Source organism: Streptomyces sp. NPDC056480 (assembly GCF_042795405.1).
Lineage (GTDB): Bacteria > Actinomycetota > Actinomycetes > Streptomycetales > Streptomycetaceae > Streptomyces.
Window position 1 is genome coordinate 85,734 of the sequence record NZ_JBHTSA010000004.1, and the last position, 12,292, is coordinate 98,025.

Annotated in this window: 6 protein-coding genes; 2 read left to right on the plus strand and 4 right to left on the minus strand. The window is 74.4% G+C overall.

Going from position 1 to position 12,292, the window contains the following annotated elements; translation table 11 throughout:
* The first annotated feature begins 17 nt into the window (after positions 1–17).
* Positions 18–689 carry a 1,4-alpha-glucan branching protein gene (locus tag ACFQ79_RS03635; RefSeq protein ID WP_383579175.1) on the plus strand — a complete coding sequence of 224 codons (672 nt, stop codon included), beginning with the start codon at positions 18–20 and terminating at the stop codon, positions 687–689.
* A gap of 24 nt (positions 690–713) precedes the next feature.
* Here the strand turns inward: ACFQ79_RS03635 and ACFQ79_RS03640 are convergent, their stop codons facing one another.
* The 3 genes from ACFQ79_RS03640 to ACFQ79_RS03650 form a co-directional block, all read right to left on the minus strand.
* Positions 714–1,793, minus strand: coding sequence for a trypsin-like serine peptidase (locus ACFQ79_RS03640; RefSeq protein ID WP_383579176.1), 1,080 nt, complete (start codon positions 1,791–1,793; stop codon positions 714–716).
* Between the two features lie 7 nt (positions 1,794–1,800).
* A complete protein-coding gene (locus tag ACFQ79_RS03645) occupies positions 1,801–7,230 on the minus strand; it encodes a trypsin-like peptidase domain-containing protein (protein WP_383579177.1) in 5,430 nt (1,809 codons plus the stop codon).
* 181 nt (positions 7,231–7,411) lie between these two features.
* Positions 7,412–8,299, minus strand: coding sequence for a DNA/RNA non-specific endonuclease (locus ACFQ79_RS03650; protein ID WP_383579178.1), 888 nt, complete (start codon positions 8,297–8,299; stop codon positions 7,412–7,414).
* 118 nt (positions 8,300–8,417) lie between these two features.
* Here ACFQ79_RS03650 and ACFQ79_RS03655 point away from each other — a divergent pair, with 118 nt between their 5' ends.
* Complete coding sequence (locus ACFQ79_RS03655) at positions 8,418–9,245, plus strand: caspase domain-containing protein (RefSeq protein ID WP_383579179.1); 828 nt, start codon at positions 8,418–8,420, stop codon at positions 9,243–9,245.
* On the opposite strand, the gene ACFQ79_RS03660 is transcribed toward ACFQ79_RS03655, so the two are convergent.
* On the minus strand, positions 9,235–12,171 hold the full coding sequence (locus ACFQ79_RS03660) for an AAA family ATPase (protein WP_383579180.1): 2,937 nt from the start codon (positions 12,169–12,171) through the stop codon (positions 9,235–9,237). The genes ACFQ79_RS03655 and ACFQ79_RS03660 overlap by 11 nt on opposite strands.
* Positions 12,172–12,292: the final 121 nt, after the last annotated feature.

The window sequence follows — 12,292 nt, forward strand, 5'->3', positions numbered from 1 at the left end:
AGAGGGAGACCCGCACGATGGCCGTCGTCCACAAGACCACCATGCAGCCCACCAAACTGGAACTGCTCACCGAGTGGCTCCCCACCCGGGAGTGGTACGCCGGAGGTGAGGCGCGACCGGAGCGCGCCGGCGGATTCCGGCTCGACGACCCGGCGGGCGAGGTCGGCATCGAGTTCATGGCGGTGACCGACGGCGAGGGCGACGGAGCCACCACGTACCTGGTCCCCCTGACGTACCGCGGAGCGCCGCTGGACGGCGCCGAGCACGCCCTGGTCGGCACGTCCGAGCACGGCGTCCTCGGCACGCGCTGGATCTACGACGGCGCCCACGACCCGGTGCTCGCCGGCCAGTTGTACGCGCTCCTCGCCGGTCGCACCCAGGCGCAGGCCCAGTCCCTGAGCGACGTGCCCGACCTCACCGTCGCCGTCTCGCCGGTGACGGTCGAGGGCGCGGCGGCCGCGGCCGATGCGGAGCTCGTACGGGTCACGGACGGCCCGGACCACACGGACGTGGTGGTCCGGACCCCCGGCGCGCCCGCCCCGCTGACCCTGCGCGTACGGCGGGTCCTCGACGCCGGCACGGACCTTGACCCGGGCGCCGCCGGCGGGGTCACCGCCGAGTGGCGGCTCCCCGACGGAACCGCCGTCCGAGGCGTGTTCGCCGTCGTGGCAGCCGGGTCCGGGTCCTAGCGCGGCCCCGGCGATCGGCCTCTCTTAGACCCAGTTGACCTCCGCCGCGGTCAGCAGCGGGTCGTCCACCATCTCCCAGAGCGGGACGGCGAAGTTGCCCGTGCCGTAGCGGCCGCCGAAGTGGAGGCCGAGGACGCGGTGGTCGCTGAGGTCGAGGACCGGGGACCCGCTGTTGCCGCCGAGGGTCGAGCAGTCGTGCTTCAGGACCAGGCCGCCCGGGGTGAACTCGGTGGCCGCACCCGGCTGGAGCCGCTTCACGTTGTAGACGTCCATGAAGATCCGGCGCATCGACTCGGGCTCGTTGCGCCGGCCGTCCCAGGCGGGATAGCCGACCACGTACACCCGGCGGCCGGGGACGCTCGCCGGGGCGTCCGCCGCGACCGCGAGCGGAGTGGGCAGGGAGCCGTCCGCCGACGGTTCGATCCGCAGCAGCGCCATGTCGACGTCCGGGTGGATGCCGATGATCTCCGTGATCTCGTACGGCACCGAGGCCCCGGGCGGCTCACCCGCCAGGGGAAGCTCCTCCGCCGGGTCGACCCGCGCCGACATCCCGTGGTCGAAGGTCCACCGGCCGTCGCCGTTCGCCGACCGGGCGAACTCCACCGCCACGTGACGGTTCGTCATGACGGCGCGCGGCCCGACGAGAAACGCCGTGCCGATCCAGTCCAGACGCGGATGGCCGGACACCTCCACGCGGCCGACCCGGGCCAGGGACTCACGGATCGCGGGCCGTTGGCCGTCGAGGACCGCCCACTCGTCGTGCTGCGGGGCGAAGTCCTGGCGCTGCACCAGGATCGCCGGGCGCCCCTCCATGAGCACGATCGCCTCCACGCCGAAGGACTCGTCGCCGTCGAGCTCGTCCTCCCGGTGCGCGGCCAGCTTCTCGAGACCGCTGACCCCGGCCTCCAGGACGCGCGCCCGCTCCTCGCGGGCGAAGCGGGAGATCTCGGCGGCCGGCGCCACGTCGGCGGGGAGCTCGAAGGTGGACTCGGTGATCTCCGCCTCCAGCCGGCCGCGCACCCGCGCGGCGACCTCCTGCAGATCCCCGAAGATCTGCTCGGTCGCGGTCGCGACCGGCGACACGCCCTGTGATCCGTTCGGCATGGTTCACTCACCTCGGCTTCCCGTTGCCGTTCGTGCCTTCAGTGCCGTTCGTCGCGCTCGCCGTGCGTCCCGGAGTCGGCCGGCCCGACTGGGCCGCCATGATCTCCTCGTACAACTCCGGCGTGAACTCCTGGAGATGGGCGAGGATGCCGCTCATCTGGGTGCCGACGTTCACGAACCGCGTCCTGGCGCCCTGGAACTCGACCTCGTCCACCTTCCGCGTCCCCCGGTGCAGCCCCACCACGGTCCAGTCGTCGAGGCAGACGGGGGAGCCGGACGAGCCGCCGCGGGTGTCGGTGAAGTACAGGATGTCGTGATCGTCGGCCCGGTAGACCAGGTTGTTGCGCAGCGCGACCCGCTTCGGCAGCCCGCCCGGGTGCTGGATGATGTTGACCGGGACGCGCTGCCGCTCGCGGACGAGCAGCGGCCGGGTGGCGACCCGGAGCGTGGGGCGGCGCTCCTGGTCGGCGGCGAGCCGGACGATGGCGTAGTCCAGGCCCGCGTCCCAGGCGGCGAGTTCACCGGCCGTGGCCTCCGGGGCGACCGCCGCGTTCTCGACGAAGTCGAAGCGGGAGCGGGACATGAGCGCCTGGAGACGCAGGTCCTCGTCGCTCACGTACGGACGGACGCCCGGCTGCTCGGCCGAACGGGCCATCACCACGTGGTGGTTGGTGATCAGCAGGTCGGGGGCGATCATCCACCCCGTGCCGCCGTGCGGATAGGACGGCAGCAGCGGCGCGCCCGACTCGTACGGGGGGATGCGCAGGAGCGCGACGGAGGCGCCGGCCCGGATCCCGCCGTGCAGGAACTCGTACGGCACGGTGTCGTCCTGGAGGACGATCTCCTCCTTCAGCTCCCCGGGCAGCATCTCCGCCGGCAGCTCCGCCTCCCCGGTGTTCGCGCGGGCGACGGTGTCGAGGGCGCCCTGGAGGACGGCGCGGGGGCCGGGTTCACGGGTCTGCTCGATGGCGTTGTGCAGCCAGATCTCCAGCGGCACCAGACCGTCGATGAGCCGCTCGACCTGGTTCATCGTGTTCAGGTCGGCGTGGATCTGTTCCCGGGGGTCTTCCAGGGATTCGAGCGTGGCCGTGAAGTAGCCGGGGATGCCCTTGAGGAGGGACGACCGGACGGCCCGGTCCGCGAGCCCGGCCTCCATGGCGGCGTTGCGGACCCGGACGAGTTCCTGCTGACGGAGGAAGGGTTCCTTGCGGACCGCGGCCCCGGCGGCGGTCGGCGGCGGGCGGGTCCACAGACCCGTACCGCCATGACGGGGGCGCGGGCCCGCCCAGGGCTCCGACGGTGTTCCGGCGGGAGTGCGGGCGTCTCCGGCACCGTCCTGCGGTACGCCCCCGGCCGTGGACCCCGGCGCCGCCCGGGCCCCCGCAGCGCGCACGTGCGGACCCGCGTCCATCGCGGAGGCGACCCCGAGCAGCAGGGCCCCGCTGTCGTCCCGCAGCGTGAGCGCCTGCCGGGCGACGCTGTCCAGGGTGCCGCGCCGCCGTGCCTCCCGCAGGTCCCACTCGATCCGCTCGCGGTCCAGGCGCGTCGTGTCGTCCGGGTACACGGCGGCCCTTCCGGCGGCCGTCTCCAGGATGCGGGTCAGCGGCCAACGCAGTCCCGGCTCGTCGGTGAGGGTGGTGTCGATCCAGCGGGCGAGCTCGGTGACCACCGCCTCCTCGTCCGCCGGAAGCCCCACCAGCCGCAGGGTGTGCTCCAGGAGCCGGGGATCCTCCGGGCAGGCCGTGGCGGCCGCCGTGCGGGCCAGCGACGGCTGCCGGGCCAGGTCGGCGTCGGGCATCCCGCGCAGCGTCCGGGCGAGCCGTTCCCGCGCCGGGACCGCGTCGACGTCCGTGAGGTCCGCGAGGTCGGCGAGCCTCGACCGGGCGACGAGGATGCCCAGGGACTCGAACCGCAGTCCCAGACCCGCCGCGATCTCCTCGGCCTCCTGGAGGTCCCGGTCCGCGGCCGCGAAGTCGCCGGTGTCCTGGGCGAGCCGCGCCGACAGCTGCAGCAGTTCGAGCTGGGTCTCCGCGCAGCCCGCCTCCTCGGCCCGGTCCGCGTCCCGCTCGGCGCTCTCGCGCGCCTCCGCCGTCCGTCCGGAGCGGGCGAGGGTCTCGGCGAGCAGCGCGTGCAGCCGGCTGCACGGCGTCCACGGGCGCCGCTCGGCGAGCCGCTGCGCCGCGTCCTCCACGTACCCCTGGGTGAGCAGGTCCTCGACCTCGCGCGCGGCGATCCGTTCCCAGTCCTCCTGGTCGGCGTCGGCCATGATCTGGTCGGGCACGTGGCCGCCGATCCTGCCGAGGAGGAAGGCGGCCGAGCGGTGCGGCATCTCCAGGTGGGTCGACCCGCCCAGGTAGACGGCGACGCCCGGATCCCAGCGCTCCTCCACCGTACGGGGGTTCTCGCCGAGCCGGAGCCGGTGGTAGATCTCCTCGGCGCGGTTCCTGGCTCCCCAGCGGACCTCGTAGTACGCGACGGCGCTGCGGTCCACGGCCCGCATCAGATCGGTCCGCGCACTGTCCGAGAGACGCAGCATGATCGCCCGTAGATCGGCCCGGTGGCGGATCGCGTCGGGGCCGGCCGACTCCATCAGGTCGACGCGCGAGGTGAGCAGTCCGTAGAGCCGCCGGGCCTCCGTGGCGGTCTCCACCTGCAGGCCCGCCGGACCGGCGAGGACCTCTTGGACGAGGTCGGGGGTGATGAAGCGGAGTGCGAGTCCCGCCTGGACGAGGGCCCGGACGTCGTCCTCCGTGATGTGCTTGAGGATGCGGTCGTACAGCGTGCCCTGGATGAGCATCTGGTCGACCTGACGGTCGAAGTAGCGTCGCCGGGAGGGGAGTCCGCGCAGGAGTCCACCGATCGCGGGGGAGTCGTTGCCCACGGTGACCGCCGTGCGGGCCGCCAGCTTGAGGCTCAGCGGATGGCCGCCGATCCGCTCCGCGAGGTCCTGGGCGAGCGCCTCGTCGGCGACTCCGGAGGACATGAGGAGCTCCACGGAGGCCTGGTGGTCGAGCTCGGTGAGCTCCATCGTGCGCGGGGTGAGCACCCGGGCCGGATGGTCGAACGGCGCGCGCCCGGACACGACGTACCGGAGGCGGGAGTAGCCCGCCCTCAGTGCCGCCCAGATGGCCCACATCCGGGAGATCAGCGGGGAGCCCCGGTACTGGGCCTCCTCGGCGGAGTCGAGCACGACGACGAACGGCGGCCTCGTCCCGCCGGGTGCCGGCCGGAAGGCCTCGGCGACCAGGGACGCGATCCGGCGCGCGAGTTCCTGCTCCCGCGCGCTGGCGCGGGTGTGGAAGTCGGCCGAGTAGTCGCGGGCGAGCGTGGCGCGGGTGCCGGCCAGCTGGTGGAGCTCGTCGAGCTCGTTGCGCTCCCCGCGATGGGCCGCCGCCGTCCGCTCGCACTCGACGGCGAGGGCCTCGAAGTCGGTGTGCAGGGCGGGATGCTGGACCGCCAGCTGCCGTGCCATCTCCGCGATCAGGGTGGAGGGTTCGTGGACGGAGAGCGTGGGACGCGCGAAGTCGATGTAGGCGAAGGGGAATCCGGTGGGCGAGGCGGCCAGGGCGTCGACGAGGAACTTGGCGAGCAGGGTGCTCTTGCCGATGCCGCCGATGCCGTGGAGGAGCACCGGTGGCTCGGCCGGCTCCTCGGGCAGCGCGATGTAGGCGCGCAGGGAGTCGAGTTCGGCGGTGCGCCCGTGGAAGGTGCCCCGGATCAGCCGGTGCATCGGCTGGAGCAGCCGGGCCGTCTCGATCCGGTGCTGGACCTCGTCGACGGGGGGCAGGCCGGTCACGCCGGGCACCCGGCTCAGCCAGAGCACGGCCTGAAGGGTGTGGGACAGCTCCTCGACGTCGTCCTGCCTGGCCGGGGCCTGTACCTGTGCCTGGGGGCGCGGGTCGGCGGGCGGCAGGACCGGTCCGGCGCCGGTGAGGAGAGCGAGGGCGGTGCGCTCGGGGCCCGGGCCCCCGGGGCGCAGGCCGATGTTGGTTCGCAGGACGTCCAGCGCGGCTCCGGGCCCGGCGAGGCCCGCGAGGGCCGCGTCGCGGACCTCGGGCTTGAGCGTCCAGACCGTGGCCCGGGGGGAGGGCAGCGCGGTGCAGTCGTCGACGAGTTCCAGGACGGCCCGCCCGGTGGACCGCTCCTCGCCGGGCAGGCGGAGCAGCGCCGGGTCGAACTCCTGGAGCAGGCAGGCCGCCTCACGGTAGGAGCGGCGCGGATCGGGCAGGGTGGCCGCGGGAGCGGCGAGGCTCGCGCGCAGGGCGTCGCGCAGGACGTGGGCGGCTCCGTTGGACCGCGGCGACAATGGGGGAAGCGTCCGGTGGAGTCGTACGACGTCCTCCACCGCCGTACACATCCGGCGCATGTGAGGGTCGCCGTTCGAAGGGGCTTTCACGGCACGCAGCACCTCGGCCACGGCCGTCTCCGTCAGTGCCCGGACGGTGTCCTCGTGCCCCGGGGAGGCCGAGTCGGTGAAGAACTCCTCGAAGAAGGCGCGGAGATCGCCCTCGTCGGCGACGCGCGTGGTGTCACGGCACTCGTTCCTGCGGATCTCGTACGGGAGTTGGCGCATCGTCGTGGCGTACCCGAGCAGCACCAGACGGGGCACGCTGTCGGTGCGCACCGGGGTGTGCTCGTAGATCGCCCGCGCCAGGACGCCGATGGCGTCCCACACGTCCGAGTGCGGGTCGAGCCGGTCGCAGTCGTCGAGGACCAGCCAGAGGCGGCTCTCGGCGGCGCTGGCGCGGGCGACGATCCGGTGCGCGGCGTCCTCGAGGCACGGCAGTGGATCGTTCAACCGTGTGGGGTTCAACGGGAATCCGTCGGCCTCCGGCCCCGCGACGAAGGCCGCCAGGCGCTCCATCAGTCCCGCCGCCGTCGACGTGCGGGACAGGGTGACCCGTACCGGCCGGAAGTCCTCGTGCTGGCCGATGTGACGGATGAACTCGTACGTGTAGGAGCGGCCGCTGTCGGGGGGACCGTCGACGATCAGCACCGTCTGCTCCGGGTCGGCCAGGAAGCCCCTCAGCTTCTCGCGGAGCTCTGACCGGTTCAGGAAGACCGCCGTACCGTGCTTCAGGAGGTGGCTGTCGAAGGGGTCCCGCGGCGAGCGCCGCAGGCTCTCGTCCTCCCGCAGCCGGGTGAGGAGGTTCCGGGCTTCGGCGCCCTGTTCGAAGGCGTGCGGGGCGTCGATGGCGGCCAGCGCGTCGAGTCCGGTGAGGACGGTGAGCAGCCGGCGCTGGTGGGCGATGTCCCGGCGGGCGGCCGAGACCACCAGATGGGCGTTCCGGTCGGCCTCCGGGGTGAGCGGCAGGTCGTCGACGAAGTCGGCAGGGAGGCCGGAGCGCAGCAGCTTCTCGCGTGGTTCGGGAGTGTCGAGGAGGAGATCTCTCACCCAGCTGGCGACGAGTCCCCACTCGGTCTCGGTGAGCGGCATACCGCACCTGCCCGGCGCTCTTGGCGCAGCGCCGGTCGCTCCGGCGCCGGGACGTGAGTGATCGGGCCGGACGGCCCGTCCCTCCCATCGTTTCACCGGCCCGAAGGGGTCGCAATCGCTGTGGGGAAAGGGCGGGCAGGGTGCGGACCGGGGACGGACCGGGGAGGGGCGCGCCCGCGGCTCAGGGGTGCAGCACGATGTCCTCGTACGACTCGAGCCGCCGCCACCGCTCCTCGGGCGCCCGTGTCGCCGGCATCACGTCCACGTCGGGCAGCGGCCCGAACTCCAGCTCGGTGATCTCCGCGACGTCCGAGACGGGCACCTGGTACGTACGGAACGGGCCGAGCGGCGGCGGTGCGCCGGTCGTCGCCCCCGCGAGCGCACGCTCCGCGTCGCGGCTCAGGTCGGGGCTCTGGTCGAGCACGTACGCGGCCGCCGCGAGCGCCCCGTCCTGGAGGAAGGCGGCCACCTTCCAGAAGCGCATCGGCACCTGGATCCCCCGGTACGGCGGGTCGGAGTCGTGGAGGACCGGGCCCGTGAGGACGGTCAGCCTCCGGTCATGTGCGGCGGCATGGTCGAGCAGGTGGTTCTCCAGGCCCTGCCAGAGCTGCCTGCCCTGGTTGAAGACATCCGCCTGGGGGGCGGCGTTGGTGAAGTGGAAGGTGTCCGCGTTGGCGCGGACGGCCAGGGCCGAGGGCCCCCAGACCGGGTCGAGCCGGCGGACCAGATGGCCTCGGTCGAGGCTGTTGTTCCGGTAGACGTCGTCGCCCGCCTGCTGTTCCTCGGGCAGCCGCGGGTCGAACCGCCAGACGTCTTCACGGGGTACGTCCTCCAGGAGTTCCCGTCCCTCGATGCACACGGCCGTCGACGCGGCGAGACGCCGGTCGGGCCGGAAGACCACGGTGAAGTGGGTGTACGGCAGGATCACCGTCCCGATCGCCGGCCGGACCGGCAGCGGCAGCGGGACGACGGGTCCGAGGAAGGCCTCGTCATAGCCGGCGCGGTCGGCGAGCGCCGAGCCGCGGGCGCCGTCCGTGCCCGGAGGGGGCGGGGGATCGGAAGGGTTCATACGATGTAAGTACCGCGTGGAGAAGGGCGCGCTCGGCGCCGGACCACAGGCCACTCGATCAGACGCCCCGGTTCCCCTCCGCCCTCCACCTTCCTCCTCTTCCGCCAGGAGGCACCCCATGACCACCGGACTCGCCCTTCACGTCGGACTCAACAGCGTCGACCCCGCCCGTTACGAGGGCTGGGAAGGCACCCTGGTCGCCTGCGAGAACGACGCCCACGACATGGCACGGCTCGCCCGCGGCGCCGGATTCGAGAGCACGGTCCTCCTCACCCACGAAGGGACCGCCGCCAACGTCACCGCCGTGCTCGGCGACGCGGCCGCCCGGCTCGGCCCCGGCGACATCCTGCTCTTCAGCTACTCGGGCCACGGCGGCCAAGTGCCCGACGCGGACCTCGGCCCGACCGCCGCGGGCTCGGACGACGAACCGGACGCGCTCGACGAGACCCTCGTCCTCTACGACCGGCAGTTCCTCGACGACGAGGTCCGGCACGCCTTCGGCGCCTTCGCCGACGACGTACGGATCGTGTCCTTCTTCGACTGCTGCCACAGCGGCAGCAGCATCGAGATCCCCGGCGGACCGGAGGCCGACGCCACCGCCCGCTTCATGCCCGAACCCCGGCAGCGGCAGCTCTACGACCGCGACCGGGGCTTCTACGCCGAGCTCCGGCGCTCCCTCGCCGAGTCCGGCCCCGCGGCCGGAGCGGGCCCCGACGCGCTCCTCGTCTCGGCCTGCCAGGACAACCAGGTCGCCTCCGACGGCGACGTCAACGGCGCCTTCACCGAGGCGCTGCTCCAGGTGTGGGACGGTGGCGCCTTCCGCGGCGGCTACCGCGACTTCCACCGGGCGATCCAGCGCAGGCTGCCCCCGACCCAGAGCCCGAACCTCCACCTCACGGGCAGCCCGGACCAGGAGTTCGTGGATCAGCGGCCGTTCACGGTCTGAGCGCCGTCGCGAGCTGCGCCCGCGAGCGGACGTCCAGCTTCTGGTAGATCCGCGTCAGCCGCGCCTCGACCGTCTTCACACTCAGATACAGCTTCGCCGCCGCCTCCTGGTTGCTGGCGCCCTGCCCCACCAGACGGGCCAGCCGCAGCTCGGCCTCCGTCAGCGAGGAGAGCGCCGGCAGCGCCTCCTCACCCCCGGAGCCGCCCCCGGGGCTCTCGCCCACCGCGCCCGCCGGGGACTCGCACGCCAGGGCCAGCCACGGCGTCGCCCCGGCCCGCTCGAACACCGAGGCCGCCGTCTGCAGCGCGCTCTGCGCCGCCGACCGGCGCCGTCTGCGGCGCTCCACCCGGGCCAGGGCGATCAGCGCCCGCCCCCGCTCCAGCGGCAGCCCGGCCCGGCCGAAGGCCTCGGCCGTGCGGGTGAGCAGCTGCGCCGCCTCGTCCGTGCGCCCCTCCGCCGCGAGCCACAGGGCGTACGCCCGGTCGCAGCCGAGCAGGACCGTCGAGCGGCCGAGCCGGGCCGCCACCGGCCGCACCTCGTCGAGGAGCGCCAGGGCCTCCTCGCCCGCGTCATGGGCGAGCAGCGCCTCGGCCAGCTCCTCGTGCCAGCGCAGCATCGACGGGTCCACGGTGGACTGGGCGCGCTCGTCGGCCTGGACGCGCCGCAGGGTCTCCAGGGCGGCGGCGACGTCCCCGTTGATCAGCTGGACCCGGCCGAGCGCGTACCGGCTGCGGGAGAGGAACACCCGGTCGCCCTCCTCCTCCGAGGCCTGGACGCTGCGCCGGGCGTAGCTCGCCGCCCGCGCGAAGCTGCCGCCGGCCGTCTCCGCCAGCGCCAGCGTGTACCAGGCGGGGCCGGGGGAGAGGCCCGCCTCCAGGGTGAGCGCGAGGGACTGCCCGGCGTGCGCGAGGGCGGCCGCGCAGGCTCCCCTGCGGGACTCGACGGCGGCCAGCGTGGAGAACAGCTCGATCGTGTCCTCCACCGAACCGCGCCGCTGGACCAGGGGCAGCAGCGCGTTCAGTTCGTCGCGGGCATCCGTCAGCCGGTCGTCGAACAGGGCGTGACGGATCGTCAGGATCTGTGCGGCGTTGCGGATTCCGAGGGGCCGCTCGGCCAGCTCCAGGGCGCGGGCCTGCGCGAGCACGGCCTCCGCGTCCGGCGCGCCGAGCGCCCGCTCCATCCGCGCCTGTACGGTCAGCGCCTGCGCCGCCGTACGCGGATCGCCCATGGAGGCGGCGAGCGCGGCCGATTCGACGGCCGCCGTCCGCGAGCGCTGCGGATCGCCGTCCGCGAGCACGTACTTGACGGCGAGCCGGAGCTGCACGGCGGCCCGCAGGGCGGTGTCGCCCTCCGAGTCCTCCATGGCGTGGACGTACATCTCGTCGAGCCCGGTCAGCCCCTGACCCGCGGTGTCGAGGACGGCGAGCCGCGCCCTGACCCGGTCGGAGGGCACCGCGTCGCGGGCGAGGAGATCGGTGGCGGCCCGCATGGCGAGGTCGGCACGGGCCGCGCGGGCGGCCTCCTCGGCGGCGTCGACGAGCCGCGCGATCCGCCGCGTCCCGTGCCGTCCGGGCGTCGACTCGGCGGCCAGCAGGGCGAGTTCGGCAGCGAGCGCGCTGTTCCCGCGCCGCCGCGCCAGATCGGCGGCGTTCGCGACCTCGGCCGCGAGCTCCTCGTCCGGGCTGTCGGTGGCCAGCGCCCGGTGCCGCACCGCCTCCACGGGGTCGTCCACGACCTCCGCGAGGGCCGCGTGCCCGGCGCTCCGCTCGGCCCAGCAGGCGTCGTGCACCAGGGTGGAGGGCAGCAGCCCCGCCGTGAAGGTCACCGACCCGTCCTCGGCGAGCGATACGAGTCCGGCCCGCTCGGCCGCCGCGAGGTCCGCCTCCGCGTTGGGCCGCCCCGCCCGCCGTACCAGCGTCGACGAGGGGCGCAGCGCGAGGGCCGCGAGCAGCAGCGTCTCCCGTACGGCGAGGGGCGCGGCGCCGAGCAGCTGGCGGGCGAGGTCGCGGGCGCGCCCGGAGAGCGTCAGCGCCTCGGCGTGGTGCACGGGGGTCCGCGCGTCGGCCAGCGAGCGGCCCACGGCGAGCGCGAGCCGCGGGTTGCCGCCGCTGGCGCGGTGGATGCGGCCGGCCATCCGGGAGGGCAGCCGGTGGTGGATGAGGAGTTCGGCGATCTCGTCGGCGTGCAGCGGCGGCACGAGCAGCACGTCCGCCTCGGACGGCACCCAGAGGTGGGCGGCGTGCGGATCGTCGGGACGGTGGGACGCACGGTAGGGCTCGCCCGCCTCGCCGTACGGCTCCGGCGTCTCGACGGCCACCACCCGCAGCGCGGGCGGCGCGAGGTGGAGGGCGAAGCGGAGCAGGTCCGCACTGTCCGCGTCGACGTGCTGGACACCGTCGACGACGAGGAGCACGGGGCCCCGGCGGGTCAGGGTGCGGAGGATCTGGGCGATGCCGAGCCGGAGCGCGATGGGGTCCCAGCCGCCGGCGTCGAGCGGCGCCTCGCGGCAGAGCATGGCGACGGCGGTGCGCTGGGGCCCGGGCAGTTCGTCGAAGACCGCGGAGGCCTCGGGGCCCGCGGGTGCCTTGTCGGCCGGTCGTGGCTCACGGCGCCTGCCCCCGCCGGTTTCCGGCCGGTGCACGGTCGCCGCCACCGAGGCCACGAGCGCGGCGGCCGACGCCCCGGGTATCTCGCGGTCGGACGGCAGCGTCGCCAGCCACAGCACGGTCTCGCCGCGGGCCTCGGCGCGGCTCGCCTCGGCGAGCGCGAGCTCGGTCTTGCCGACGCCGGCGGGCCCGGTGAGCAGGGCGCGGCCCCGGGTGTGGAGGGCGCGTTCGAGACGGGCGAGGAGTTCCTCGCGGCCCACCGGCGCCGGGGGTCCCCCCGGACCCGTGGGGCGCAGGGCGAGGTACGGAGCTGTCGTCACTGTCCATCACCTCCGGCGCGCTCGGGCCCCCGGCCCATGAGCCCCGTGGGCAGAGAATACGGAGCCCACCGGTGGAGTCCAGGCCCTGTGTCCGGCATACGGACAGGGTGCCCCGGCGGGT